Here is a 24861-nt window from a genome sequence, read left to right as displayed (position 1 = left end):
AACAAGGAGAGAGACATGAGCATGCCGGAGAACCTGGCCGGGCCCTACACGGCGCTGGACGTCGCGATCGCCGACGGCGTTGCCACCATCCTGCTGGCCAACCCGCCCGTCAACGCGCTCAGCACCGAGATGATGAACGAGCTGTCCTGGGTGCTGGACCGCATCTCGGAAACGCCCGAGGTGCGCGCGGTGGTGCTGTCGGGCCAGGGCAAGACGTTCTGCGCGGGCGCCGACCTGAAGAACCGCGCGGCCACCATCAAGGGGCCGGGCGACCTGCCGCAACACTCGCGCCGCACGCGGGAATGCTTTCATGCGATCCGCGAGTGCGCCAAGCCCGTGGTGGGCGCGATCAACGGCGCGGCGCTGGGCGCGGGCCTGGCCATCGTGGCCTCGTGCGACATCCTGATCGCCGCCTCCACCGCGGTCGTGGGCCTGCCGGAAATCAACGTCGGGCTGCTGGGCGGCGGCCGCCACGGCATGCGGCTCTTTGGCCACTCGCGCCTGCGCCGCATGATGCTGACGGGTCTGCGCGTGGACGGCGACGAACTCTACCGGCTGGGCATCGTCGAGGCCAGCGTCCCCGCTGAAGAATTGATGGACCGCGCGACGGAACTGGCGCGCGAGCTGGCCAGCAAGAGCCCGCTGGCGTCCGTGCTGGCCAAGCAGACGCTCAACGCCATCGAAGACATGAGCCTGCGCGACGGCTACCGCTACGAACAGGACATGACGGCGGCCATCGCCAAGACCGAGGACGCGCAGGAGGCGCGCCGCGCCTTCCTCGAAAAGCGCGCGCCGGTGTTCCAGGGCAAATAAGGGAGCCGCCATGACCAGTGCATTGGAAGGCGTGAAGGTCCTGGACCTGAGCCGCGTGTTTTCCGGGCCGTGGGCCGCGCAGATGCTGGCCGACTTCGGCGCCGAGGTCATCAAGGTGGAGCGCCCCGGCCGCGGCGACGACGTGCGGCACCAGGGCTATCCCATGCCGGACCGCGACGGCAAGCCCAGCCGCGAGACCTCTTCGTTCGTCGCGATGAACCGCGGCAAGAAATCCGTGACGCTCGATATTTCGCGTCCCGAAGGCCAGGCGCTGGTGCGCCAGCTTGCGCAGAAGGCTGACATCGTCATCGAGAACTTCAAGGCGGGCGACCTGAAGCGCTACGGGCTGGACTACGCCTCGCTGTCGGAAGTGAATCCGCGGCTGGTGTATTGCTCGATCACCGGCTTCGGCCAGACCGGCCCCTACAGCCACCTGCCGGGCTACGATCCGATCTTCCAGTCGATGAGCGGCCTGATGAGCGTGACGGGCGTGCCGGACGGCGAGCCCGGGGCGGGACCGGTCAAGGCGGGCTATTCCGTGTCGGACCTGACCGCGGGCTTTTATGCAGTGGCGGCCATACTTGCCGCGCTGCGGCACCGCGACCAGATCTCCGGCGTGGGCCAGCACATCGACCTGGCGCTGCTGGACGCGCAGATCGCGGCCATCTCGCACATCGGCATGAACTACCTGGCCAGCGGCCAGTTGCCTGCCCGCATGGGCTCGGCTTCGCAGATCACCGCGCCGTTCCGCGCCTTCGAATGCCGCGATGGCCATCTGATGGTGGCGGTGGGCAACGACTCGCAGTTCCGCAGCTTCTGCAACGTGATCGGCCTGCCCAACCTGGCCGCCGATCCGCGCTTTGACACCAACCCCAAGCGCGCCGCGGCGCAGGCCGATCTGTCCCGCATGATCGAGCCGGCGATGCTGGCGCGCACGGTGGCGGACTGGAACCAGGCGCTGGCAGCCGCCAATGTGCCCTGCGGGCCGATCTACACCATGGATCAGGTTTTCGAGGATCCGCAGGTGCGGCATCGCGAAGTGCTGGGCAGCGTGACGCATCCGGCGCTGGGCAGCATGCCGGTTGTGCGCAATCCCATTCATTTTTCCGGCACGCCCATCGCACTGGGATTGCCGCCTCCCATGCTGGGCGAGCACACGGCCGACGTCCTGCGTGCCGAGCTGGGCCTGACCGACGCGGCGATCGCGCAGCTGCACGCCGAGGGCATCGTATGAGCGCCGCCGACCACGAACTGATCGAGGAAATCCGCGACAGCGCGCGCGACTTTCTGCAGCGCCGCGACCAGCGGCAACGCAAGCGCCGCACCCCGGGCGGCGACCGCGCGTACTGGCAGGAGATTGCCGCCGTCGGCTGGCTGGGCATGAGCGTGCCCGAAGCGCTGGGCGGTCTGGGACTGGGCTGGCACGCGATGGCCGCCGTGCTGGAGGAAGCGGGCCGCGCCCAGTTGCCCGAACCGCTCGTCGGAGCGGGCGTGCTGAGCACCGCGCTGCTGGCGCGCGTCACCCCGGCGGGCGATGCCGCTACCCGCGACGCGTTGCTGCAAGCCTTGTGCGCCGGTGAAAAAATGGTGGGCCTGGCTTGGCAGGAAACCGAAGGACAGCTCGAGGCCGGCGAATCCGCCGGGGCGTTTGGCGTCACGTTCACCGCGCGCGAAGGCGCCTATGTGCTGAACGGCGAAAAGCGCCACGTCCTCCCCGGCGCGGACGTGGACGGCTGGCTTGTCACGGCCGATGGCGAGACGGGGTCTGCGCTGTTCTATCTGCCCGCCGGCACGCCCGGCGTCACGGTGCAGACGCACGAACGCGCGGACGGCTCACCGGCCTGCCATCTGACGATCGAGTCCGCGGTGGTTGGCGGCGAGGCGTTGCTGGCGCGCGAGGGCGTGCTGGACGCGGTTGACGAGGCGCTGGACTACGGCCGCCTGATGCAGTCCGCGGAACTTGTGGGCATCGCGCGGCAGGTGCTGGCCGATTCGGTGGCCTACCTGAACACGCGCAAGCAGTTCGGCCAGACGCTCTCGTCGTTCCAGGCGCTGCAGCACCGTTTGGTGGACGCGACCCTGCAGGTCGAACTGGCGTCCAACAGCCTGCTGGACGCGCTGAACGCCATTGCCGCGGCGCCGGGCGACGTCAAGGCGCGCAAGGCGGCCGCCAGCCGGGTCAAGGCCCGCGCCGCACGCGCCGGCATCGACGCGGCGCGGCTGGCCATCCAGCTGCACGGCGCCATCGGCTACACCGACGAATGCGACGTCAGCCTGTATTTCCGCAGCGCCCTGCACCTGGGCGCCTGGCTGGGCAACGCCACGGCGCATCGCCAGCGTTATGGCGTGCTGGCGGTCGACCCGGCGCCGGAGACGGACGATGCGGCAGAGGACGCCCGGGACGACGAGCCCCCCGGCCTGGATGCCACCGAGTTCCCGCGCGACGCAGACTGGAACGCCATGCCGGAAGCGGCGTTCCGCAAGCTGCTGCGCCGGTTCTTTCGCGCGCATTACCCCGATCACCTGCGGCACGTGCCGTGGCGGCTGCATTGGGACGAGATCAAGGCGTGGTACTTCACCTTGGCGCGCCAGGGCTGGATTGCGCCGTCGTGGCCGCGCGAGCATGGCGGCATGGCGCTGTCGCCCGCCCGGCAGATCGCGTTCATCGAGGAAGCCGAACGCTACGGCGTGGCGCGCGCGCCGGACCAGGGCCTGGTCATGCTGGGCCCCATCCTCATCCGCTACGGCACCGAGGCGCAGCGCGCACGGTTTCTGCCGGGCATCCTGTCCGGCGAGGCGGTGTGGGCGCAAGGCTACTCGGAACCGGACGCCGGATCGGACCTGGCATCGCTGCGCTGCGAGGCGCTGATCGACGGCGACGAACTGGTGGTCACCGGCCAGAAGACCTGGTCCACGCTGGCGCAGGACGCGACGCACATGTTCATGCTGGTGCGCACCGACAAGACCGTGAAGAAACAGGCCGGCATCAGCTTCCTGCTGGTGGACCTGAATAGCCCGGGCGTCAGCCGCCGTCCGATCCGCACGCTGTCGGGCCACGAGGAGTTCTGCGAGGTCTTCTTCGACCAGGTCCGCGTGCCGCGCGGCAACGTGGTCGGCGAACTGAACGCGGGCTGGGGCATCGCCAAGGCGCTCCTGGGGTTTGAGCGCCTGTTCAGCGGCAGCCCCAAGCACGCCAGCCACGCGCTGCAGCAGATCTTCAGCCTGGCGCGCCAGCGCGGCCTGCTGGCCGATCCGGCGTTCACCGACCGGCTGGCCGAACTGCGGCTGGACAGCGCCGACCTGACCGCGATGTACCGCGTGTTTGCGGACATGGCCAAGGCCGGCCGCCCGCTGCCGCCGGAACTGTCGCTGCTCAAGATCTGGGCCACCGAGACGCACGAGCGGCTGGGCGCCCTGCTGATCCAGATCGCCGAGGAGTACGGCGGCGCGGCGATGCGCCTGGGCTATGGCAACGGCGGCGTGCAGGCGCTGGCGCCTTACGTCAATGCGCTCGCGGCCACCATCTTCAGCGGCACCAACGAGATCCAGCGCAACATCTACGCCAAGCAGGTTCTGGGCCTGCAAGGCGCCTGACAATGACAACGCGCCGGCCCGAGCCGGCGCAACCGGAGAGAGACAAATGAAAAAAGCAACCGTACTGGCGGTGGCGGCAATGATCCTGGGCGGCGCCGCCGCGCCCACCGCCTACTCGGCCCAACCTTGGCCAAGCCAGCCGATCCGGCTGATCGTGCCCTACCCGCCCGGCGGCTCGGTCGACAACCTGGCGCGCCTGCTTGCGCCGTCGCTGGGCGAGCGCCTGGGCCAGACCATCGTGATCGAGAACAAGGCCGGCGCCAGCGGCACCATCGGCGTGGACGCCACCGTGCGCGCCACGCCCGACGGCAACACGTTCGGCTTTGGCGTGCCGGGCGCCATCACCGGGCTGCCCCACGTCATGAAGGTGCCGTACGACGTGTCCAAGATCCAGTACGTGTCGCTGGTCGCGCGCATTCCGCAGGTGATCATGGTCAACCCGTCGCTGCCGGACACCACCCTGGCCGCCTTTGTCGACAGCGCCAAGAAACACCCCGGCAAGTACAACTACGGCTCGGCCGGCAATGTCACCACCCCTCACCTGGGCGGCGAACTGCTCAAGCAGCAGACCGGCATCGACATCATGCACGTTCCCTACAAAGGCGCCGCGCCCGCGGTGACCGCGCTGCTGTCCAACGAGGTGCAGATGTTCCCCGGCGATGCCTCGGCCGCGCTGAGCTTCATCAAGGCCGGCAAGCTGCGCGCGCTGGCCGTGGCCAGCCCCGAACGCTTCGAGGGTCTGCCCGACGTGCCCACCACCAAGGAGGCGGGCTTTCCCGGCATCGTCGTGGAATCGAACTACGGCGTCATCGCGCCCACCGGCACGCCCAAGGACATCGTGGACAAGATGTCGGACGCGATCGCCAAGTCGCTGGCCGACCCGGCGCTGCGCCAGAAAATGATCGACCAGGGCGCCATCCCCGTCGCCACGTCGCCGGACGCCTATCGCGCCCTGATGGAGGCGGAGTCGAAGAAATGGGGCGAGGTCATCAAGCGCGGCAAGCTGGGTTTGCAATAACGCCATGCCCGCACGCTTTTGCCGTACGCTTATGCCGATTCCACCGACTGCCGACCTGCGCCATCGACCATGCCATCCGCAAAAGCCACGGGCCTGAGCCTGGACCTGACCGCCGACCTTCACAAATGGCGGGCCTTCCTGGCCATCGCGGAACTGGGCAGCATCACGCGCGCGGCGCTGTATCTGGACCAGGACCAGTCGGTGCTGAGCCGCCGCATCAATGCGCTGGAACGCGAGTGCAATGCGCGGCTCTTTAACCGCACCGGGCGCGGCGTGAACCTGTCGGAAGTGGGCGAGCGCCTGTTCCCGCTGGTGCAAACGCTGCTGGGCGACGCCGAACGGCTTGAGCTGGAACTGAACGGCGAGGCCCGCGAACCTGCCGGCGAGGTCACGCTGGGCCTGTTGCCATCGACCGCGCACCCGCTCATCCGCCGGCTGTTTTCGCGGCTGCGCCAGCAGTTTCCCAAGGTGCATCTGAAAATCCTGGAAGGCTCCAGCGGCCAGATCGAGGAATGGCTGACCGACAGCCGCGTGGACATCGCCATCCTTTACCGCTACGGCGACAAATGCCCGCCCGGCGAGCAGGCGCTGGCGTCCGTGGACTCTTACCTGGTGGGCGCGGCGGGCGATGCGCGCACGCAGGCCGGCGAGGTCACCTTCGATCAGCTGGACGGGTTGCCGTTCATCCTGCCCGGCGCGCCCAATGGCCTGCGCAACGCGCTGGACGGCCTGGCGCGGGCGCGCAAGATCACCATCGCGCCCCTCATCGAGGCCGACTCGCTTCCGCTCATGAAGTCCATCGTCGAGCACGAGAAGATGTACACCGTGCTGCCCCTGCACGCCGTCTGGCAGGAGGTGCAGGAGGGGCGCCTGAGCATCGCCGCGCTGCGCGATCCCACGATGAGCCGCATCATTTCGATGGCGTTCTCGCGCTCGAAGGGTCCCGGACGCACGGTCACAGAAGTTGCCACGCAGATCGAGGCGCTGGTGCGCGAGATCGGCGGCGAGGGCGTCTGGCACGCCAGCCCGTAAGCGGCGTCCACCAGTGGGTCAGGGTGCGGGTTCAGCGCGGGGGCTCAGCGAGCCCCCCGCTTGTATTTATGCAAAGCCGTACAGACGCTCGGGGTTGTCCACCCAAACCTGCTTGCGCAGCGCGTCGTTGCCCAGCCAATCGTGCGCCAGGTCCACCAGCGCGTCCGCGGACGGCGCCGCCGCCCCCATGCGCACGAAGGGCCAATCCGATCCCCAGAGCACCTGATCCGGATTGGCGGCGGTGAAGGCATCGTGGATGCCGCGCGCGTTTTCATAATCGGGCGCGGTGCCCACCCGGCACACCGTCAGCTTCATCCAGATCCTGCCGTCGGCCAGCAGCCGGCGCAGCAGCTGAAACACCGGATCGGCCTCGCCGCGCGCCGGGACCAGGCTGCCCAGGTGGTCGATGACCAGCGGCAAGTCCAGCTTTGCCAGTTCGGGCAGATGGCGCAAATAGGTATCGCACGGCGCCCACAGCTGCGCGTGCAGGCCGAACTGCTTCATGCGCGGCGCAAGCGCCGCGACCTGATCGAATCCCACGCTGCCGGGAAACAGGTTTCCCGCGGGGTCGCGCGCCTCGACAAAGCGCAGGCCGCGCACGCCACCGTCATGCAAGGCTTGCAGCTGTGCATCGGTGACGGACGGGTGTGCCACCGCGATCCCGCGCAGGCGGCCTGCGCCCGCGCGCAGCGCGTCCAGCAAGGCATCCGGGTTCGTGCCATAGGGCGCCGGCTGCACCAGCACCCCGCGCGATGCGCCCAGCGTGTCCAGCATGCGCAGATAGCGCGACGCCGGCGCATCCGGCGCGGCGTAGGACGAGGGATGCTGCAGGGGAAAACGGTCGTAGGGACCAAAGACATGGCAATGCGTGTCGCACGCGCCCGCCGGCAGGGCATGGCGAGGCGTCACCGGCATGCGGGGCGTTTCCACGCTGTCCGGCACATAGGCGCGGGCCTGCCCGCCTGCGGCCGGATGTCCGGCGGCGCTCATGGCTGGCTCCCGGTCAGGGGCGCAAGCCGGCTCAGCACCGGCGCGCCCGCCTGGCGCGGCGTATCCAGCGGCGGCGGCGCGTCGTCGGGCATCGGGATCTCGTGCGCGTTCAGCGTCATGGACACCATCGTGTAGTAGCCGATCACGGCGGTCAGTTCCACCACACCCACGGCGTCCCACCGCGCGACGGCCTGCGCATACAGGCCGGGGTCGACCTGGCCAGTCTCCTGGATCTGCCGCGCAAACTCGTAGACCACCGCGTCGTCGGGACTGTCGAACACGGGAGTTTCGCGGGCCTGGATCGCGTCCAGCACGGCGTCCGAGATACCGGCGGCGCGCGCCGCCTGCGCATGGATGTGCCATTCGATCTGGCTGTTCCAGCGGCGCGCCGTCACCACAATGGCCAGTTCGCTGACGCGCGGCGCCAGGCTGGTGCCAAAGCGCAGCAACGCGCCCAGCGCCTGCCAGCGCTCGGCCAGTTCCGGGCTGTGCAGCGCGGCGCGCAAGGGGCCGACAAGGCGTCCGCGCGGACCGGAAACGATCTTCTCGTATACGCGCTTCTGATCGTCGGTCATGGTGTCTGGCGTGGGCAGCGGGATACGGCTCATCATCGTCCTCTCGTTACGGGGTTTCGTCGGGCTGCGTGCGCATCACGGACGGGCGCGCGGCAAACCGCGCGTGCCAGGCCGCCAGCGCCGGGTGGCCGTCGCGCCAGGCGATATCCGGGAAACGATAGTCCATGTATGACAGTGCGCAGCCGATGGCGATCAGGCCCAGGTCGAAGCGGCTTGCCTGCAGCGCGGGCGCCTCGGCCTCCAGTGCGGCCAGCACCGCCCGGGTCTTCAGCGCAAAGGCGTCCAGCCACGCGGGCGTCTGCCGCGCCTCGGGCTTGTTGCGCTCCTGGCGGAACAGCAGCAGCGCGTCCAGAAAGCCGTCGCCCAGCGCCTGGCGGCGTTCGGCGGTCAGGCGCGCCTGCGGGTCGGCCGGCACCAGGCCGCAGCCCGTCAACGCGTCCAAGTAGGCGCAGATGACGCGGGAGTCGTACAGCGCCTGGCCATCGTCCAGCACCAGCGTCGGCAACTTGATGAGCGGATTGTCGGGCACCAGGTCCAGGTTGGGCTTATCCATCGCGACCGGCGTGCGCACGAGCGTCACGCGGTCCTCGATGCCGGCCTCGTGAATGACGATCATCACCTTGCGCACGAAGGGCGATCGCGGCGACCAATGCAGTTTCATCGACAGGCTCCAAAAGGGTTCAAGGTCTTCTCGGGCATTCAATGCCCCTGCGCGGGCCGAACGGCGGGATCGTTGGCCGCGTCGGGCGTGCGCATCTGAAAGAGATCGCTGGTGTGCGCATACCAGCCCGCGCCGTGCATGCGGCCCAGAAGGCGCAGCGCGGGCGTGTCCACGTAGAATTTTTCGGCGTTGAGCAAGGCGTCGTCGCGCAGGTACAGCGCCACCACGCGCGCCAGCACGATCACGCGCTGCGGCGCAGCATCCAGCACCTGCCAGACCTCGCACTCCAGCGCCGCGGGACTTTGCGCGATGCGCGGCGGCCCCACGATCAGGGATGATTCTGTCGACAGACCCGCGCGGGCCAGTTCATCGATGCCGGCGTCGTAGTCCAGGCTGGTGTGGTTCATCTGCTCGGCCAGCTCCGCCGACACCAGGTTGATCACGAACTGCCCCGTCTGCAGGATGTTGCGCGAGGTGTCCTTCAACTGGCCGCCGCGCGGTCCGATGCCCAGCGCGACGATGGGCGGATCGCTGCTGACCACATTGAAGAACGAGAACGGCGCGGCATTGCGCGCGCCTTGCGGCGACTGGCTGACCACCCAGGCGATGGGCCGCGGCACGACCACGCTGGAAAGCAGCTTGAAGGCGTCGGCCGAGGCCAGTTTGCTGAAATCGAAGTTCATGGCGCGGGAGGATTGATCGTCATTTGGCCAGCAGCCCCAGCGTGCCGAGCAGCCGCTGCATATCGGCGCGGTCCTTGCGGACATAAGCGCCAGCGTCCTGGGGCGACAACGCCATCAACGATATCGCCTGATCCTGCATGACGCGGCGGTAGTCTGGATCGTCGTTCACGCGCCGGACGGTGTCGCTCAGCGTCTGCACGATGTCTGCGGGGGTGCCGGCGGGCGCGGCCAGGCTGTACCAGGTGGCGGCCTGCGCGCCCGGCACCCCGGCCTCGTCCAGCGTCGGCACGTCGGGCAGCAGCGGCGAGCGCTCGCTGGCCGCGTACGCCAGCGGCAACAGCCGGCCCTGGCGGATGAACGGCAGGCTGGCCGACAGGTTCAGCATGGCCAGGTCGATCTGTCCGCCGACGGCGTCATTGATCGCCGGCGACGCGCCCGCGTAGGGAATGTGATTGAGCTGCACGTGCGCGGCCTGCTGGAACAGTTCGGCGCCCAGGTGCGTGGCGCCGCCCACGCCGGCCGAGCCATAACTGAGCTTGCCGGGCTCGGCCTTGGCGCGGGCGATCAGCGCCTGCACCGTCTTGATGCCGCGCGACGGGTTGACGACCAGCATGATGGGCTGCACCGCCACCACCGAACAGAATTCGAAGGCCTGGATGCCGTCATACGTGGTCTTCTGCATCAGCGGCGTCACCACGTGGCCGGCCGAGGTGCCCAGCAGCAGCGTGTAGCCGTCAGGCTTGGCGCGGGCCACGAAGCCCGTGCCGATGGACGCGCCCCCGCCCGGCTTGTTCTCGACCACGACGGGCTGGCCCAGCCGCTTTTCCAGGGCGCGCGCCAGGCTGCGCGCCACCACGTCGGCCGGGCCGCCGGCGGCGTAAGGATTGATGAGCGTGATGGGGTGGTCGGGATAAGCCGCCGCGGCGGGCGCGGCCAGCGAGACGGCGGCGAGCGCGGCCGCCGCCGTCAGCAGGATTCGAAGCATCGAAGGCATGGCAGGTCCTTGCGTGAAAGAGGCGATGGCGAGACGGGGTGGCGCTCAGTCGGCGCGTGCGCCGGAGGCCTCGATGATGCGCGCCCACTTCTGCGTATCGGCGCGGATGCGCTCGGCAAACGCCTCAGGCGTGCTGTAGGTTGTCTGGATGCCGTATCCGGCCATGCGCTCGACCATCTGCGGCGCCAACATCACGCTTTTGATGTCCGCATTCAGACGGTCGATGATCGGGCGCGGCGTGCCCGCGGGCGCCAGCACGCCTGACCACAAGCTGACTTCGAAGGATTCGAAGCCCGGCGACTCCGAGATGGCGGGCACGTCGGGCAGCGCCGCCAGGCGCTGGCGGCTGGTCACGCCCAGCGCCTTGACCTTGCCCTGCTTGACCTGTTCGACAAAGTTGGACGAGGTGTCGATCATCATCGAGATGCGTCCGGCCATGAAGTCGTTGATCGCCCCAGACGTGCCCTTGTACGGAATGTGGCGGATATCCGCGCCGGCCGTGGACTTGAACATCTCGCCCGACAGATGGCTGGTGGTGCCGCTGCCCGAGGAACTGAAGGTCAGCTCGCCCGGCTTCTTGCGGGCCAGTTCCGCAAGCTCCGCGACCGAGTTCACCTGAAGCGCCGGATTCACCACGAGCAAGTTCGCGGTCAGGTTGGTCATCGCGATCGGCGCAAAGCTTTTCTGCGGGTCGTAGCGCAGCTTGGCGTACAGCGTGGGGTTGATCGTCAGCACCCCCATGGTCGAGTACAGCAAGGTGTAGCCGTCCGGCGCGGCATTGGCCACCGCCTCGGCGCCAATCGCACCGCCGGCGCCGCCCCGGTTCTCCACCACGACGGATTGGCCCAGTTTCTCGCCCAGCCCCTGCGCCAGGGCGCGGGCCATCAGGTCGGTGGCCCCGCCCGCCGGAAACGGAACGACCAGCCGCACGGGCCGGTCGGGATAGGTGGACGCGGCCCCCGCCACGGAAATCAGTCCCATGCCAAGGCAAAGCCCGGCCGCGGTCAGCGCACTTGCGATTTTCATGCTGTCTCCAAACTTCGTTCTTGTGTTTGCAGCATGGTAGGCGCGGGACCTGGCCGGGGCTATGCGCGGGATCGCATATCTGGTTTGCGCGGGGATTGAAATTCAGGCGTCGCGCAGCGCGCCCGATTGCAGCAGCGGCTTCAGGATGCCGGCGGTGTACAGCCGCGCCAGATTCACCAGAAAGTCCGTGAAATCCGTCTTCGCCGCGTGATCGGCGCTGTCGGAAATCACGCGCATCACGGCGAACGGCACGCCGAACTCGTGGCACACCTGCGCCATCGCCGCGCCTTCCATCTCCAGGCACAGGGCATCGGGCAGACGCTCGCGCAGCGTGTGCGCCAGGTCGTTGTCGTTCACGAAAATGTCGCCCGTCGCAATCAGGCCATGATGGACACGCGGCGTGGTGGTTGCGGCCGGCAGGCCGCCCTTGCCCGCAAAGTCCCGGGCGCTGTCCAGCAGCAGCGCGCTCAGCGCGGCATCGGTATCGAATCGTTCGCGTCCCAACAGCGGGATTTCATGGCGGCCGAACAAGGGACGCGCGTCCATGTCGTGCTGCATCAGGGCATTGGCCACGACCACGTCGCCCACGCGCACCTGCGGATGCAGGCCGCCCGCCAGGCCCGTGAAGAGCACGCGCGTCACGCCAAATTCCTGGATGACGATCGACGCCGTCGCCGCCGCGGCCACCTTGCCGATGCGGCTGAGCGCGATGACGCACGGCGTGCCCCACAGCGTGCCCACCTGGAAATCGCGCATGGCGATGCGGCGCGTTTGCGCGCCGGGGTCCATGGCCGCCAGCAGGTCGGCGATCTCTTCGTGCAGCGCGCCCAGAATGGCGAGACGTCCCATGTGTGGTGTTTCCGTGATCGTTGCGTTGCGCGGCCCGTGCCGCCAGCGCGCAACATACTCCAATGCCGCCTTGCCCGCCAATGACGGGGCTTTGCAGTTCCGGATCGTCTGACCCGGTTTCAAGTGCCCTGTAAAAGCGGCCTGCGGGCCGCTTTTTTGCGCTGGCCGGATACCAACCTCGCCAGCCGTGGATTGCTACTGATGCGGTAGTGCCGGCGCACTCCAGCAATCGGCGGATCGGCTGTTTTCCCGTGCAATTCAGGATGACGCCCACCTCGGGCTAGGCAAAAAGGTGGTGTACGGACATGCAGCAGGGAAACCCCGCGCCCTGCTGCGATCGCCGCGCATGCTAGCTTGCCTCACGCAGGCGTTGTCCCGGCCAGCGGCATAGGTATCGCAAGCCTTTATCTGTGTGTGGGGAGACGATCATGGTCAAGAAGAACCTCGCCGTTTTCTTCGACGGCACGTGGAACGAACCCAACGACCGCACCAACGTCTACGAGCTCTACAAAGCCGCGCCCGAGACCAGCACGCAGGAAACGCTCTACATCGAGGGCGTGGGCACGCAGGGCCAGGGCCTGTGGGCAGCCATCGACAAATTCATGGGCGGCGCGTTCGGCGCAGGCCTGTCGGCCAACATTCGGCAAGGCTACCGCTGGCTCTGCCAGCGTCACCAGCCCGGCGACCGCATCTTTCTTTTCGGCTTCAGCCGAGGCGCCTACTCCGCACGCAGCCTCGCGGGCATGGTGCGCAAATGCGGCCTGCTCAATGAAGCCACCGAGGCCAACGTGTCCGAGGCCTACGCGCTGTACCGCGACGACTGCACCCCGTCATCCCTGGAAGCCGCCGCCTTCCGCGACCGCTTCTCGCGCGATACCGACCTGCACTTCGTCGGCGTCTGGGACACCGTCGGCAGCCTGGGCATCCCCGTGGGCGGCATCTCGTTTCCCGGCTTTTCCAGCTTCTACAACTTTCACGACACGGAACTCAGCAACCACGTCCTGAACGCATACCACGCCATCGCCACCAACGAATACCGCGAGCCGTACTTCCCCACGCTCTGGACCCGCCGCGCGGGCTCGCCGCCACGACCCGCGCACCTGCCCGTCGAGCAACGCTGGTTCATCGGCGCGCATTCCGACGTGGGCGGCGGATATCAGGATGGAAGCCTGCAGACGCTGCCGGCGTCGTGGCTACAGGAAAAGGCCCGGCAGGCCGGGTTGGAGGCGGGGACGGTGCAGCGGATCTCGACGGATTATGAACAGTGCGAACCGCATGATTCGTATAAGGAATTCACGGAGAAGGTGCCGATTCCGGTGAAGAAGCGTCCGCGATTGTGGGACCGTGACACCGTGCTGAATCTGACGATCGATGATCGGCTGGTCAGGCGGTTCGAGCGCAATCTGGCGTTTCTGAAGGAGTATCCGGATTTCCGGGATGCGTTGGGGAAGTTGGAGGTGGGGAGGTAAAGCTTCCGCCACGAAATACGAGGGGTGATCAGGCAGCCTCGTGCAGGCGCATTTCCACACGCAGCCCGGCGGCCGCCGCCATGTTGACCAAAGCGTCTAGCCCAAACAGGTTTATCTTGCCGCGCATCAGGTCCGACACGCGGGGCTGCGTTACTCCAAATAGGCGGGCGGCCTGGGCCTGGCTCATCCCCGACTGCGCCAGGTGACTCGTCAAAGCCATCATGAGGGCGGAACGCAACTTCATGTTTTCCGCTTCCGCTGGCGTGCTTTCGATGGCGTCCCACACGCTGTCGTATCGTTGCTTGCTCACGGTTTCAGCTCCTTCATCGAACACTGTCGCAAGGCGCGATTGGAGTGTCGATGAGGAATGGTCTGAATCTGTGGGGCTTCTGCGCAGGATCACCCCGCCACGTACCCCAACGCCACACTGGCCGCCAGCGCCTCGCGCTTTACCGCGGCCACCACCGCCCCGCTCTCGGAAACGTCAAAACCGCCGGTCGCGCCCAGCGCCGTCAATACCGCGCAGACCCGGCCGGTATGGTCATACAGCGGCGCCGAGACGGCGCTGATGCCGCGCAGGTTCGTGTCCTTCACCGTGGCGCACCCCAACGCCCGCACGTCTCGGCGCAAGACGCCGATGGGATCGTCGCGATCCAGCAGCTCTCGCTGCTCGGCAGGCGCGCCGGCCAATTCAGCCTCCGCCAGCGCCCGCACGGGCGCCTCGTCCAGCAAGCCAAGAAACGCGCGTCCCGTCGCCGACCACAGCATCGACAGCACCGACCCCACGCGTACGTTCACGGTAACCGGCAGGCCGGGTTCCTCAAACCGCACGATGGTCGGACCTTTGTTGCCCATGACGGCGATGAAGCACGTGACGGCCAGGCTTTCGCGCAGGCGAACGAGCGCGGGTTCGCCGATGCGTAGCGGGTCGGCCTGGCGCATGGCGGCTACCCCTACATAAAGCGCTTCCAGGCCCAGGTGATATTGCTGCGTCGCCACTTCCTGGTCGACCAGGCCTTCGGCGATGAGGCTCATCAGGTAGCGGTGCACCTTGGCGGGGCTTTCGCCGACGTGGGCGGCCAGTGCGGTGAGGCTGGCTCGGCCGCCTAGGCGGGCAAGCCCTTTCAGGACGGACATGCCGGTTTCCGCGGCCTGGACCCGCTGCCGGCGTTCGCGCGGCCGGACGGTAGGGGCTTCGGCGGATTCAAGATCAGACGCGAGGTCGGATTCGGGCGGCAAGACGGCTTTGCTCATGGGGGAATACAACTCCGAGGGCAGGCGCTCGCCGGCAAACGAGGGACCGAAAGCCTGGAGCGGCACTAAGGTTAACCCTTCTTCAAAAATTACGCATTGCGTATATGATTTACGCAAATAAGGAATGCACTTTTGACATTCCACAACTAGGAGACTTGTCCATGCGCAGTGTCAAACACCACATCCTGGCCGGCCTGATGGCCCTGCCCCTCTTGGCTTGTGCCAGCGCGTCCGCGCAGCAGGCGGCTGCCGATTACCCGTCCAAGCCCGTGCGCTGGATCGTGCCGTACGCCGCCGGCGGCGGGTCGGACTTCCTGGCGCGCAGCATCGGGCATGGCCTGACCGGACGCCTGGGCCAGCCGGTGGTGATCGAGAACAAGCCGGGCGGCAACACGGCAATTGCGGCGTCGGAAACGGCGCGCGCCCCGGCCGACGGCTACACGATGTTGTCCGCCGACAACGGCACGCTGGTGTTCAACCCCGCCCTCTACAAGAAGCTGTCGTATGACCCGGCGAAGGATCTGGCGCCGGTCACGCTGATGGGGCGGTTCCCGATGATCCTGGTGGTCGGCCCGGCCATGAAGGTCAACTCGGCCAAGGAGTTCCTGGCCGAAGCCAAGGGACGCAAGGAGGGCCTGGATTACGCCTCGGCCGGCGCCGGCAGCCCGCACCACCTGGCGATGGAATTGCTGAAGGTCGAGGCGGGCCTGACGATGACCCACGTGCCGTACCGTGGCGCCTCGCCTGCGCTGGCGGATGTTGCCGGCGGTCAGGTGCCCGCGATGATGGTGGACCTGGCCGCGGGCGCCGGCTTCATCAACGGCGGCAAGGTCAAGGCGCTGGCGGTCGCCAATCCGACGCGTCTGCCGCAATTGCCCGACGTGCCGACGTTCGCCGAGATCGGCCTGAAGAACGTGGAAGCCGCCGCGCAGGTCGGCGTGGTGGTGCCGGCCGCCACCCCCAAGCCGGTGATCGACGCCCTGAACAAGCAGGTGGTCGCGACCATCAATGACCCGGCCACGCGCCAGCGCCTGGTGGAGTTCGGCATCGAGCCGATCGGCAACACGCCCGCGCAATACGCCGAGATGCTGACGGCCGAACGCGCCCGCTGGCAGAAGCTGATCAAAGATCTGGGCATCACGCTGGATTGAGCATTACGCGGGAATGCGCGTCATGCCGGCCTAGGCATCACGCTCGACCGCATCACGTTGAACCCCGCACCACCGGCCCGCCGCATGCATATGCCGCAAGCATGTGCCGCACCCCGCGGCGGGCCCGCAAGACGAACACACGGAACGACCTCATGAACCAAGCATCCGCCACGCCGCGCCCCTCGGGCTGTCCCATCGATCACGCCGCGCTGTCCGCCGCGCAAAGCCCGACGGGCTGTCCGGTCAGCCCGCGCGCCGCCGCGTTCGATCCCTTTGGCGACGGCTATCAGCAGGACCCGCCCGAATACGTGCGCTGGGCGCGTGAGCAGGAGCCGGTGTTCTACAGTCCGCAGTTGGGCTACTGGGTCGTGACGCGCTACGACGACATCAAGGCGATCTTCCGGGACAACATCACCTTCAGCCCGTCGATCGCGCTGGAGAAGATCACGCCGACGGGGCCGGAGGCCAACGCGGTGCTGGCGTCGTATGGCTACGCCATGAACCGCACGCTGGTGAACGAGGACGAGCCCGCGCACATGCCGCGCCGCCGCGTGCTGATGGACCCGTTCACGCCCGAGGAGTTGAAGCACCACGAACCCATGGTGCGTCGCCTGACCCGCGAATACGTGGACCGCTTTATCGACGACGGGCGCGCCGATCTCGTCGACCAGATGCTGTGGGAAGTGCCGCTGACCGTGGCGCTGCACTTTCTGGGCGTGCCCGAAGAAGACATGGACCTGCTGCGGCAATATTCCATCGCGCACACGGTGAACACCTGGGGCCGCCCCAAGCCCGAGGAGCAGGTCGCCGTTGCGCATGCGGTCGGCAACTTCTGGCAGCTGGCCGGCAAGATCCTGGACAAGATGCGGCAGGACCCGTCGGGCCCCGGCTGGATGCAATACGGCTTACGAAAGCAGCAGACGCACCCGGAGGTGGTCACCGATTCGTACCTGCATTCGATGATGATGGCCGGCATCGTGGCGGCGCACGAGACCACGGCCAATGCGTCGGCCAATGCCATCAAGCTGCTGTTGCAGCATCCGCAGGCCTGGCGCGAAATCTGCGAGGATCCGAACCTGATCCCCAACGCGGTCGAGGAATGCCTGCGTCACAACGGATCGGTTGCCGCGTGGCGCCGCCTGGCCACGCGCGACGTCGAAATCGCAGGCGTGGCGATTCCGGCCGGGTCGAAACTGCTGATCGTGACCTCGTCTGCCAACCATGACGAAGGCCAGTTCGAAGACGCCGACCTCTTTGACATCCGCCGGGAAAATGCCAGCGATCAGCTCACGTTCGGTTATGGCTCGCATCAGTGCATGGGCAAGAACCTGGCGCGCATGGAGATGCAAATCTTTCTGGAAGAACTGACGCGCCGGCTGCCGCATCTGAAGTTGGCGGAGCAGTCCTTCACCTATGTGCCCAACACCTCCTTCCGCGGGCCGGAGCACCTGTGGGTGGAATGGGATCCGGCGCAGAACCCGGAGCGCGCGAACCCGTCCCTGCTTGAAGACAGGCATCCCGTGCGCATCGGCGAACCTTCATCGCACGCCATCACCCGGCCCGTCGTGGTGCAAAGCGCAGAGCAGGCCGCGGACGGCATCCTGCGGCTGCGCCTGGTGTCACCCGACGGCAAGCCCCTGCCCCGCTGGTCGCCCGGATCGCATATCGACGTGGAATGCGGCGACACCGGCCTGTCGCGCCAGTACTCGCTGTGCGGTGACCCGGCCGAGACCGGCGTGTTTGAAATTGCCGTGCTGCGCGAGGCGGATGGCCGTGGCGGCTCGGCCTGGATGCACGCGAACGCCACACCCGGCGCGCGCCTGCGCATCCGTGGCCCGCGCAATCACTTCCGAATGGACGAGTCGGCTTCCAAGCTCATATTGATCGCGGGCGGAATCGGCATCACGCCCATCAGCGCGATGGCGCGGCGCGCGCGTGAGCTGGGGCTGGACTATGAATTGCATTACAGCGGGCGATCGCGCGGTTGCATGGCGCTGGCGGACGAACTGGCGGCGCTGCACGGCGACCGGCTGCATCTGCACGTCAAGGACGAAGGCAGCCGCGCCGATTATGCGGCCCTGCTTGCCGAACCGCGCGCGGGCGCACAGGTATATGCGTGCGGTCCGCAGGGGCTGCTGGATGCGCTGACCGATTGCTGCGCGGCGTGGCCGGAAGATGCGCTGCGGGTGGAGCACTTCCATTCCACGCTTGGGACGTTGGATCCGTCGAAGGAACAGGCGTTTGAAGCGGTGCTGAAGGATTCGGGCATCGTCATCACCGTGCCTGCGGACCAGACACTGTTGACGGCATTGCGTGGCGCCAACATCGATGTGCAGAGCGACTGCGAGGAAGGGTTGTGCGGGTCGTGCGAGGTACACGTGCTGGAAGGCGACATCGACCACCGCGACGTGGTGCTGACGCGGGCGGAACGCGAGGCGAATAACAAGATGATGGCGTGTTGCTCGCGGTCTTGCGGGGGGAAGAAGGTGGTGTTGGAACTGTAGAAAAAAACGCCCCGGCGTTCACGCCGGGGCCATCCCTGCACTACACACACTGCTGCTTGCTCAGTCCACCCCGATCAGTTCGGGAACACCTTGATCTGGTCGCTTTTCAATACCTCAGGCGTCAGGCTCTTTTCGATCCACGCCATCGACGTATCCGTCACCCCCGGCGTAACCAGCTCAGCCGGCACAATGGTGATGTCGGACAGGACCTTGAACGGGTACTTGTCGCTCTTCTTGGTCACGCCGAACAGCTGCGCTTCCAAAGCCTGGCCGTCGGCGCGGTGCATCTTCACTTCGCGGCCGTAGCCCTTGAAGGTCACGTCGTGCATGGCGGCCGCGACCTGTTCAGGGGTGGGCCAGTTGCCGCCGTTGTCCTTGATGGCCTTTTCGTAGCCGGCTTTCAGGCCGTAGATGCCTTGCACCATGTGATAGACCGAGTAGATCGGATAGGCGCCGGTCTTGTCGTGGAATTTCTTCACAAAGGCCTGGTGCTTGGGATCGTCCTTGGTTTCCGGATGCAGGAAATAGTGATCGCCGCGCGCGCCAACCAGGACGCCTTCGGGCAGGGCGTTGCCCAGGCGTTCCAGCGAGCTTTCCGCCAGCGACAGCACGAACGTCGAGTTCTTGAACAGGTTGCGCTGCGAGGCCTGGCGAACGAAATTGTCCAGGTCGCCGCCCCACGAGGTGGAGACGATGACATCCGGGCGCAGCGCCTGCAGGCGGCTGATTTCGGTGGAGAAGTCGGCGGCGCCGAACTTGGGGAACATCTCGGCGACGACCTTGACGTCGGGCTTGAACTTCTTCAGCGCAGCCAGGAAGATGTCGCGCGAATCGCGGCCCCAGGCGTAGTCCTGGTTCACGATGGCGATGGTCTTGAAGTCGGGCTTGACCTTCATCAGGTACAGCACCTGCGCGACCATCTCAGTCGTGGCGTTGGCCTGCGTGCGCACGACGTATTTGTACTTCTTGCCTTCCAATGCCTTCTCGGTGCCGCAGTCCCACAGCACGTTCAGCACCTTCAAGTCCTCGGCCACGGGCGCGACGATGTTGCAGTGGCCGCTGGAAATGGCCGACAGCATCACGCGCGTGCCGCCTTCGGCCAGGCGCCGGTATTCGGACAAGAGCTTTTCGCCGCCGCCGCCTTCGTCGATGTAGCTGGGCACGATCTTCACGCCGTCGATGCCGCCGCCCGCGTTGATCTCTTCGATCAGGATGTCGGCCGCATCGCGCGCCGGCACGCCGAACACGGACGCCGAGCCCGACAGGAAGGTCGAGATGCCGACGTTCAGTTCCTTGGGTTTGTCGGCGGCGATGGCCAGCGTGGCCAGGCCCGACAGCAGGGTGGCGCCCAGCAAGGCCGCCAGTCTTGAGGTCTTCATGGTGTTGTCTCCAGTGTTGTTGATCGGGTCTGTGCCCTTAGAAAACGATGGCGTCGCGCAGGCTGCCGCCGGTGGCGAGGTGATCGAACCCCTCGTTGATCTGGTCCAGCGAAAACGATTGGCCCATCATCCTGTCGACCGGCAGGCGGCCGGCCTTGTACAGGTCGATGTAGCGGCTGATGTCGATGGCGGGCACGCCCGAGCCCAGGTAGCTGCCCCGGATCTCGCGCTCTTCGCCCACCATCTGCGACAGCGACAGCGGAAAGCTGAATTTGGGATTGGGCAGGCCGGAGGTGACCGTCGCCCCGCCGCGGCGCGTGAGCTTGTAGGCGGTTTCGAAGGCCGGCACGGCGCCGGCCATGTCAAAGCCGAAGTCCACGCGGCCGCCGGCCAGATCCATGAGGTCGTCGTCGGTCTTGATCTGTTTTGGGTTGACGAGGTGCGTGGCGCCCAGTTCCTTGGCCAGAGCCAGCTTCTCGTCGCTGAGGTCGATGGCGACCACCCGGCGCGCGCCCGCGGCCACCGCAGCCAGCAGTGCGCTCAGGCCCACGCCGCCCAGCCCGACGATGGCGGTCGTGTCGCCCATCTTGATCCGTGCGCGGTTGATGACGGCGCCAGCGCCGGTCAGCACGGCGCAGCCGAACAGCGCGGCCTCGCGGTGGCTGAGTTCCACATTCACCTTGACGCACGAGCGCCGCGACACCACGGCGTATTCCGCAAAGCAGGACACGCCGGTGTGATGGTTGATGTACTCGTCGCCGATGTGCAGCCGGCGCTCGCCGCCCAGCAGCGTTCCTTTCGTGTTGGCCACGGCGCCCGGTTCGCACAGCGCGGGCCGGCCTTCCATGCAGGGGTTGCAGCAGCCGCAGCTGGGCACGAACACCATGGCGACGTGATCGCCGGCCTTCAGGTCCGTAACGCCAGGGCCGGTCTCGACGACTTCGCCCGACGATTCATGGCCCAGCACGATCGGCACGCCGCGCGGCCGGTCGCCGTTGATGACGGACAGGTCCGAATGGCACAGCCCTGCCGCACGGATTCTGACCAGCACCTCGCCGAAGCCCGGCGGGTCCAGCTCGATGTCCGTGATGGTCAGGGGCCGGGACTGCGCATACGGTCCTTCGACCCCCACTTGCCGCAATAACGCCGCTTTGATTTTCATGCGTCTTCATCCACAGAAGTGATCCGGACCGCGGGTGGACGCGGCATCCGGCATGCTGGCGCCCAACCCTACACCGTGCGGCCGCCGTCGACAGGGAACTCCACGCCGGTGATGAACTCGGCGGCGTCGCTGGCCAGAAACAGCGCGGCCGCAGCCACATCGGAAGGCTGGCAGAAGCGGCCCAGCGGTATGGTCGAGACGAACTTGGCGCGGTTCTCGGGCGTGTCGGGCAGGCCCATGAAGAGTTCGAACATGCCGGTCACGCCCATGACCGGGCAGATGGCGTTGACGCGGATGCCTTCACCGCCCAGCTCCACGGCCATCGACTTGGACAGCACGTTGACCGCGCCTTTGGACGCGTTGTACCAGCTGAGGCCCGGGCGCGGACGGATGCCGGCCGTCGATCCGATGTTCAGGATCACGCCGCGCTTTTGCTTGCGCATGACGGGCACGACGGCCTGCGCCATGTGGTAGATCGACTTGACGTTGATGTCGAACATGCGATCGAAGGTGGCCTCGTCCACGTCCAGCATCGGCTGGTTCTTGTGGGTGATGGCAGCGTTGTTGACCACGATGTCCACAGTACCGAATTTGTCGAGCGCGGCGCGCACCACGTTGTCGATGTCGGCGCGGCTGGACACGTCGGCCTTCACGGCCAGCGCGGCGTCGCCGATTTCGGCCGCCACGCGGTCGGCGGCCTCTTTATTGATGTCGGCGATCACGACCTTGGCGCCTTCCTTGGCGTACAGCTTGACGATGCCCTCGCCGAAACCGTTGCCCCCGCCCGTGACGATGGCAACCTTGCCTTGCAACTGGCTCATTTTCTGTCTCCGTATTGTGCGCGGCGATCACTCGCCATAAAACTGAATCAGGGTCTTGGTCGTGCTCATTTCTTCCAGCGCGATGAAGCCCTTCTCGCGGCCATGGCCGCTTTTCTTCACGCCGCCAAAGGGCAGCTCCACGCCGCCGCCCGCGCCAAACCCGTTGATGTAGACCTGGCCGCACTTGATGCCGCGCGCCACGCGCTGCTGGCGCCCGCCGTTCTCGGTCCAGACCGCGCCCAACAGGCCATAGTCCGTGGCGTTGGCCAGGCGGATGGCCTCGGCCTCGTCCGCGAAGGGCAGCGCGACCAGCACGGGCCCGAAGATCTCTTGCGTGAGCAGGTCGCTGTCGTGATTGGCAGCGGCAAACAGCGTGGGTTTGACGAAGAAGCCGCCCTTGGGCACGCCGTCCGCGATGCCGCCCTCGGCAGCCACTTTCAGGCCGTCGGATAGCCCCTTGGCGATATAGCGGTTGACACGGTCGTATTGCGCCTTGTTGACGACGGGTCCGCAGGTCAGATCCATGTCCGGCGTGCCGGCGCGCACCTTCGAGAATTCCTCGCCCAGCGCCTTCATGAAGTCCGCGTAGATGCCCTTCTGCACCAGCAGGCGGCTGCCCGCCGTGCAGGTCTGGCCGGTGTTGTGAACGATGCCCTTGACGATGGCCGGAATGGCGAGCTTGTAGTTGGCGTCGTCAAACACGATGTGCGCCGACTTGCCGCCCAGCTCCAGCACGCACTTGACCGCATTGAGGGCGGCCGCCTGCTGGACCAGCACGCCGACTTCGTTGGAGCCGGTGAAGGTGATGAAGTTGATGCCGGGATGGCGCGACAGCGCGGCGCCGGCTTCTTCGCCCAGGCCCGTCACGATGTTCAGCGCGCCCGGCGGAAAGCCGACTTCCAGGGCCAGTTCGGCCACGCGGATGATCGACAGGCAGGCGTCCTCGGCGGGTTTGACGACGGCGGCGTTGCCCATGGCAAGCGCCGGCGCCACGCTGCGGCCGAACATCTGCGCGGGGTAGTTCCACGGAATGATGTGGGCGGTGACGCCCAGCGGCTCGCGGATGAGCTGCACCGAATAGTCTTTCTGGAACGGGATGGTCTGGCCGTGGACCTTGTCGGCCGCGCCGCCGTAGAACTCGAAGTAGCGGGCCAGCACCGTGATGTCGCCGCGCGCGGTGGACATGGGCTTGCCGGTGTCGCGCGACTCCAGCTGCGCCAGCTCTTCGTGGTGCGCCAGCACGCTCTCGCCCAGGCGCATCAGCAGGCGGCCGCGCTCCAGCGCGGTCATGTCGCCCCACGCGCCTTCCAGCGCGTCGCGCGCGGCCTGCACTGCCGCGTTCACGTCTGCCTGCTGACCGCGCGGGATGGTGGTGAAGACCTCGCCGTCTACGGGGGAAACGACCTCGATCGTGCGCCCGTCCTGGGCATCGACCTGGCGGCCGCCGATAATCATCTGCGTCATGGAAATGTCTCCGTGGGGTATCAGTTCAGCGTGATCGAGCCGCGCTCGATCGTCCATATCTGGTCGGGGATGTCGCCCAGCAGCTTCACGTTGGATTCCGTGATGACCACGCACAGGTCGGGCTGCATTTCCTTCAGGCGGCCCAGCGCCTCGGTGTAATCGCGCGCCAGCTTGGGCGCGAGCCCCTGAAAGGGCTCGTCCAGCATCAAGAGCCGGGTGCCGACCATGACGGCGCGCGCCAGCGCCACCATCTTGCCCTGCCCGCCCGACAGCGCGGAGCCCGAGCGCTTGAGCATCGGTTCCAGCTGCGGCACCACCTTCAGCACCGTGTCCATGCGGGCCTGGATCTCGGCCTTGGACTGGCCCTGCACCTCGCACGGCAGATGCAGGTTTTCTTCGACCGTCATGGTCGGGAAGATGACACGGTCCTCGGGCGCGTAGCCCACCTTCATGGCGGCGCGTTTGTGCCCGGGCAGCGACGTCAGGTCGGTGCCGTCGAACGCGATCTTGCCGGAGCGAATGCGCGTCAGGCCCATGATGGTGCGCAGGAGCGTGGTCTTGCCCGCGCCGTTGCGGCCCACGATGCCGATGGTGCGGGACGCTTCAAAGTTGGCGCTGACGTCGCGCAGGATGCGATTGCCCGCCAGGTCGACGTTGATGGCCGATAGGTTCAACATGGTTCAGGCCCCCAGCACTTCGCTTCTGATCTGCGGATTGTTCAACACGTCCTCGGGCGAGCCGTCCGCGGCCACCTTGCCCGCGATCCAGGCCGCCACGCGGGTGGCGTAGCGCGACACGATGTCCACGTCGTGCTCGACGAACCAGCTGGTGACGCGGCGCTCGTCCAGCGCGTGCATCACGGTTTCCATCAGCGCGAACTTGTCTTCCGATGCAACGCCGCTGGTGGGTTCGTCCATGATCAGCAACTTGGGCTGCAACGCCAGCGCCATCGCCACGTCCAGCAGCTTGCGCTTGCCTTCGGGCAGCTCGATGCAGGCTTCGTCGGCATCGGGCAAAAGGCCCACCAGGTCCAGCGTCGCGTCCACCTCGCGTGCGTCGATGGTGCTTTCCAGCGACCGGAACCAGCTCAGTTCCTTGTTGCGCCGGGCGGCCGCGATCTGCACGCACTGGCGCACGGTGTGTTCGGTAAAGAGCTGCGGAAGCTGGAACGAGCGCCCCATGCCCAGCCGCACGATCTTGCGCGGGGCCATCGCGGTGACGTCCTTGCCGTCGAAATAGACCTTTCCCTTGGATGGCGTGAGGTAGCCGGTGCAGATGTTGATGAAGGTCGTCTTGCCCGCGCCGTTCTGGCCGATCACGGCCAGCCGTTCGCCTTCGTGCAGTTCGAAGTTGATGTTGTCGGCGGCCACCACGCCGCCGAAGGCCAGATAGAGGTCGGTGGTTTGAATGAGCGGTTTCATC

At 67.0% G+C, this 24861-nt stretch carries 23 protein-coding genes; 8 read left to right on the top strand and 15 right to left on the bottom strand.

The window, feature by feature from the left end:
- Positions 1 to 15 precede the first annotated feature (15 nt).
- The 5 genes from HV786_RS01255 to HV786_RS01235 all read left to right on the top strand — a co-directional run bounded on the left by HV786_RS01255 (position 16) and on the right by HV786_RS01235 (position 6457).
- Positions 16 to 813: an enoyl-CoA hydratase/isomerase family protein gene (locus tag HV786_RS01255; RefSeq protein WP_420809618.1), complete on the top strand. Its 798-nt coding sequence runs from the start codon at positions 16 to 18 to the stop codon at positions 811 to 813.
- A 10-nt stretch (positions 814 to 823) separates the two neighbouring features.
- Entirely contained in the window at positions 824 to 2047 is a 1224-nt protein-coding gene (locus HV786_RS01250; RefSeq protein ID WP_128827554.1) for a CaiB/BaiF CoA transferase family protein, read from the top strand.
- Positions 2044 to 4407, top strand: a complete 2364-nt coding sequence (locus HV786_RS01245; RefSeq protein WP_175209771.1) for an acyl-CoA dehydrogenase family protein — start codon at positions 2044 to 2046, stop codon at positions 4405 to 4407. The genes HV786_RS01250 and HV786_RS01245 overlap by 4 nt, the downstream gene beginning before the upstream one ends.
- 46 nt (positions 4408 to 4453) lie before the next feature.
- Positions 4454 to 5425, top strand: a complete 972-nt coding sequence (locus HV786_RS01240) for a Bug family tripartite tricarboxylate transporter substrate binding protein (protein WP_128827553.1) — start codon at positions 4454 to 4456, stop codon at positions 5423 to 5425.
- A 69-nt stretch (positions 5426 to 5494) separates the two neighbouring features.
- Positions 5495 to 6457: a LysR family transcriptional regulator gene (locus tag HV786_RS01235; protein WP_056325137.1), complete on the top strand. Its 963-nt coding sequence runs from the start codon at positions 5495 to 5497 to the stop codon at positions 6455 to 6457.
- Between the two features lie 66 nt (positions 6458 to 6523).
- On the opposite strand, the gene HV786_RS01230 is transcribed toward HV786_RS01235, so the two are convergent.
- The 7 genes from HV786_RS01230 to HV786_RS01200 form a co-directional block, all read right to left on the bottom strand.
- Entirely contained in the window at positions 6524 to 7447 is a 924-nt protein-coding gene (locus tag HV786_RS01230; protein WP_128827552.1) for an amidohydrolase family protein, read from the bottom strand.
- Positions 7444 to 8055, bottom strand: coding sequence for a carboxymuconolactone decarboxylase family protein (locus HV786_RS01225; RefSeq protein WP_175209833.1), 612 nt, complete (start codon positions 8053 to 8055; stop codon positions 7444 to 7446). Before HV786_RS01225 ends, HV786_RS01230 begins: the two co-directional genes overlap by 4 nt.
- A gap of 13 nt (positions 8056 to 8068) precedes the next feature.
- Positions 8069 to 8683 (bottom strand): glutathione S-transferase family protein, encoded by a 615-nt coding sequence (locus HV786_RS01220; protein WP_175209770.1) that lies wholly within the window; start codon positions 8681 to 8683, stop codon positions 8069 to 8071.
- A 38-nt stretch (positions 8684 to 8721) separates the two neighbouring features.
- Entirely contained in the window at positions 8722 to 9366 is a 645-nt protein-coding gene (locus HV786_RS01215; protein ID WP_128827551.1) for a flavin reductase family protein, read from the bottom strand.
- A 19-nt stretch (positions 9367 to 9385) separates the two neighbouring features.
- On the bottom strand, positions 9386 to 10351 hold the full coding sequence (locus HV786_RS01210) for a tripartite tricarboxylate transporter substrate binding protein (RefSeq protein WP_175209831.1): 966 nt from the start codon (positions 10349 to 10351) through the stop codon (positions 9386 to 9388).
- Between the two features lie 54 nt (positions 10352 to 10405).
- Positions 10406 to 11386, bottom strand: coding sequence for a Bug family tripartite tricarboxylate transporter substrate binding protein (locus HV786_RS01205; RefSeq protein WP_128829119.1), 981 nt, complete (start codon positions 11384 to 11386; stop codon positions 10406 to 10408).
- A gap of 102 nt (positions 11387 to 11488) precedes the next feature.
- Positions 11489 to 12235, bottom strand: coding sequence for a 5'-methylthioadenosine/adenosylhomocysteine nucleosidase (locus HV786_RS01200; RefSeq protein ID WP_128829118.1), 747 nt, complete (start codon positions 12233 to 12235; stop codon positions 11489 to 11491).
- 428 nt (positions 12236 to 12663) lie between these two features.
- Here HV786_RS01200 and HV786_RS01195 point away from each other — a divergent pair, with 428 nt between their 5' ends.
- Positions 12664 to 13704: a DUF2235 domain-containing protein gene (locus HV786_RS01195; protein ID WP_128829117.1), complete on the top strand. Its 1041-nt coding sequence runs from the start codon at positions 12664 to 12666 to the stop codon at positions 13702 to 13704.
- A 28-nt stretch (positions 13705 to 13732) separates the two neighbouring features.
- On the opposite strand, the gene HV786_RS01190 is transcribed toward HV786_RS01195, so the two are convergent.
- The gene (locus tag HV786_RS01190) at positions 13733 to 14014 is read right to left on the bottom strand and encodes a helix-turn-helix domain-containing protein (protein WP_056325101.1); all 282 of its coding nucleotides are present in this window, start codon (positions 14012 to 14014) and stop codon (positions 13733 to 13735) included.
- An 89-nt stretch (positions 14015 to 14103) separates the two neighbouring features.
- Positions 14104 to 14958: an IclR family transcriptional regulator gene (locus HV786_RS01185; RefSeq protein ID WP_128829116.1), complete on the bottom strand. Its 855-nt coding sequence runs from the start codon at positions 14956 to 14958 to the stop codon at positions 14104 to 14106.
- 161 nt (positions 14959 to 15119) lie between these two features.
- On the opposite strand from HV786_RS01185, the gene HV786_RS01180 reads away from it, so the two are divergent.
- Together HV786_RS01180 and HV786_RS01175 are read left to right on the top strand one after the other, a co-directional pair.
- Complete coding sequence (locus tag HV786_RS01180) at positions 15120 to 16109, top strand: Bug family tripartite tricarboxylate transporter substrate binding protein (protein ID WP_128829115.1); 990 nt, start codon at positions 15120 to 15122, stop codon at positions 16107 to 16109.
- A gap of 152 nt (positions 16110 to 16261) precedes the next feature.
- Positions 16262 to 18613: a cytochrome P450/oxidoreductase gene (locus tag HV786_RS01175; RefSeq protein WP_128829114.1), complete on the top strand. Its 2352-nt coding sequence runs from the start codon at positions 16262 to 16264 to the stop codon at positions 18611 to 18613.
- A 74-nt stretch (positions 18614 to 18687) separates the two neighbouring features.
- Here the strand turns inward: HV786_RS01175 and HV786_RS01170 are convergent, their stop codons facing one another.
- The 6 genes from HV786_RS01170 to HV786_RS01145 all read right to left on the bottom strand — a co-directional run bounded on the left by HV786_RS01170 (position 18688) and on the right by HV786_RS01145 (position 24860).
- Positions 18688 to 19992, bottom strand: coding sequence for an ABC transporter substrate-binding protein (locus HV786_RS01170; protein WP_062839934.1), 1305 nt, complete (start codon positions 19990 to 19992; stop codon positions 18688 to 18690).
- A gap of 37 nt (positions 19993 to 20029) precedes the next feature.
- Complete coding sequence (locus tag HV786_RS01165) at positions 20030 to 21154, bottom strand: zinc-dependent alcohol dehydrogenase family protein (protein WP_128829113.1); 1125 nt, start codon at positions 21152 to 21154, stop codon at positions 20030 to 20032.
- 68 nt (positions 21155 to 21222) lie between these two features.
- Positions 21223 to 21975 carry a glucose 1-dehydrogenase gene (locus tag HV786_RS01160; protein ID WP_056559207.1) on the bottom strand — a complete coding sequence of 251 codons (753 nt, stop codon included), beginning with the start codon at positions 21973 to 21975 and terminating at the stop codon, positions 21223 to 21225.
- A 27-nt stretch (positions 21976 to 22002) separates the two neighbouring features.
- On the bottom strand, positions 22003 to 23439 hold the full coding sequence (locus HV786_RS01155; RefSeq protein ID WP_128829112.1) for an aldehyde dehydrogenase family protein: 1437 nt from the start codon (positions 23437 to 23439) through the stop codon (positions 22003 to 22005).
- A gap of 20 nt (positions 23440 to 23459) precedes the next feature.
- Positions 23460 to 24116: an ABC transporter ATP-binding protein gene (locus HV786_RS01150; RefSeq protein ID WP_063956832.1), complete on the bottom strand. Its 657-nt coding sequence runs from the start codon at positions 24114 to 24116 to the stop codon at positions 23460 to 23462.
- Between the two features lie 3 nt (positions 24117 to 24119).
- Positions 24120 to 24860, bottom strand: a complete 741-nt coding sequence (locus HV786_RS01145; RefSeq protein WP_056325083.1) for an ABC transporter ATP-binding protein — start codon at positions 24858 to 24860, stop codon at positions 24120 to 24122.
- Position 24861 lies beyond the last annotated feature (1 nt).

The organism is Achromobacter mucicolens, from assembly GCF_902859725.1.
Lineage (GTDB): Bacteria > Pseudomonadota > Gammaproteobacteria > Burkholderiales > Burkholderiaceae_B > Achromobacter > Achromobacter mucicolens.
This window is presented reverse-complemented; position numbering and strand designations above follow the sequence as displayed.

What these genes read in the sequence shown, in the direction of transcription:
- HV786_RS01220 (WP_175209770.1), bottom strand. Translation starts at nt 8,683, where the DNA reads ATGAAACTGCATTGGTCGCCGCGATCGCCCTTCGTGCGCAAGGTGATG.
- HV786_RS01215 (WP_128827551.1), bottom strand. Translation starts at nt 9,366, where the DNA reads ATGAACTTCGATTTCAGCAAACTGGCCTCGGCCGACGCCTTCAAGCTG.
- HV786_RS01245 (WP_175209771.1), top strand. Translation starts at nt 2,044, where the DNA reads ATGAGCGCCGCCGACCACGAACTGATCGAGGAAATCCGCGACAGCGCG.
- HV786_RS01195 (WP_128829117.1), top strand. Translation starts at nt 12,664, where the DNA reads ATGGTCAAGAAGAACCTCGCCGTTTTCTTCGACGGCACGTGGAACGAA.
- HV786_RS01165 (WP_128829113.1), bottom strand. Translation starts at nt 21,154, where the DNA reads ATGAAAATCAAAGCGGCGTTATTGCGGCAAGTGGGGGTCGAAGGACCG.
- HV786_RS01205 (WP_128829119.1), bottom strand. Translation starts at nt 11,386, where the DNA reads ATGAAAATCGCAAGTGCGCTGACCGCGGCCGGGCTTTGCCTTGGCATG.
- HV786_RS01255 (WP_420809618.1), top strand. Translation starts at nt 16, where the DNA reads ATGAGCATGCCGGAGAACCTGGCCGGGCCCTACACGGCGCTGGACGTC.
- HV786_RS01170 (WP_062839934.1), bottom strand. Translation starts at nt 19,992, where the DNA reads ATGAAGACCTCAAGACTGGCGGCCTTGCTGGGCGCCACCCTGCTGTCG.
- HV786_RS01235 (WP_056325137.1), top strand. Translation starts at nt 5,495, where the DNA reads ATGCCATCCGCAAAAGCCACGGGCCTGAGCCTGGACCTGACCGCCGAC.
- HV786_RS01160 (WP_056559207.1), bottom strand. Translation starts at nt 21,975, where the DNA reads ATGAGCCAGTTGCAAGGCAAGGTTGCCATCGTCACGGGCGGGGGCAAC.
- HV786_RS01240 (WP_128827553.1), top strand. Translation starts at nt 4,454, where the DNA reads ATGAAAAAAGCAACCGTACTGGCGGTGGCGGCAATGATCCTGGGCGGC.
- HV786_RS01145 (WP_056325083.1), bottom strand. Translation starts at nt 24,860, where the DNA reads ATGAAACCGCTCATTCAAACCACCGACCTCTATCTGGCCTTCGGCGGC.
- HV786_RS01250 (WP_128827554.1), top strand. Translation starts at nt 824, where the DNA reads ATGACCAGTGCATTGGAAGGCGTGAAGGTCCTGGACCTGAGCCGCGTG.
- HV786_RS01175 (WP_128829114.1), top strand. Translation starts at nt 16,262, where the DNA reads ATGAACCAAGCATCCGCCACGCCGCGCCCCTCGGGCTGTCCCATCGAT.
- HV786_RS01155 (WP_128829112.1), bottom strand. Translation starts at nt 23,439, where the DNA reads ATGACGCAGATGATTATCGGCGGCCGCCAGGTCGATGCCCAGGACGGG.
- HV786_RS01200 (WP_128829118.1), bottom strand. Translation starts at nt 12,235, where the DNA reads ATGGGACGTCTCGCCATTCTGGGCGCGCTGCACGAAGAGATCGCCGAC.
- HV786_RS01185 (WP_128829116.1), bottom strand. Translation starts at nt 14,958, where the DNA reads ATGAGCAAAGCCGTCTTGCCGCCCGAATCCGACCTCGCGTCTGATCTT.
- HV786_RS01180 (WP_128829115.1), top strand. Translation starts at nt 15,120, where the DNA reads ATGCGCAGTGTCAAACACCACATCCTGGCCGGCCTGATGGCCCTGCCC.
- HV786_RS01225 (WP_175209833.1), bottom strand. Translation starts at nt 8,055, where the DNA reads ATGAGCCGTATCCCGCTGCCCACGCCAGACACCATGACCGACGATCAG.
- HV786_RS01230 (WP_128827552.1), bottom strand. Translation starts at nt 7,447, where the DNA reads ATGAGCGCCGCCGGACATCCGGCCGCAGGCGGGCAGGCCCGCGCCTAT.
- HV786_RS01150 (WP_063956832.1), bottom strand. Translation starts at nt 24,116, where the DNA reads ATGTTGAACCTATCGGCCATCAACGTCGACCTGGCGGGCAATCGCATC.
- HV786_RS01210 (WP_175209831.1), bottom strand. Translation starts at nt 10,351, where the DNA reads ATGCTTCGAATCCTGCTGACGGCGGCGGCCGCGCTCGCCGCCGTCTCG.